1 pseudogene is annotated in these 226 nt (G+C 37.6%); it reads left to right on the top strand.

Annotated features, from left to right (window positions below):
* Positions 1-36: 36 nt before the first annotated feature.
* Positions 37-226: pseudogene (locus LD028_RS09875) on the top strand (MBL fold metallo-hydrolase); the annotation flags it as partial.

Raw genomic sequence — 226 nt, 5'->3', positions numbered from 1 at the left:
ATAATTTTCTTGTATCAAAAAGGGGGAGGAATTTGTATGAGGCAATTAAAAGTTCTACTTTCCGTCATTCTCGCTTTAACTTTTATGATCGTTCCAACCAGTTCAATATCTAAAGCCGCCACCAAAACACTGTATGTTCACTTTATCAATGTTGGACAGGGGGATAGTATTTATATCAAGGCACCAAATGGTGAGGACATTCTCATTGACGGGGGAAATAAAGATG

This window comes from Anoxybacillus sp. LAT27, from assembly GCF_022030075.1.
GTDB classification, from domain to species: domain Bacteria; phylum Bacillota; class Bacilli; order Bacillales; family Anoxybacillaceae; genus Anoxybacillus; species Anoxybacillus kestanbolensis.
Note: the sequence above shows the minus strand (reverse complement) of the source record. Positions and strands in the feature narration are given on the sequence as shown.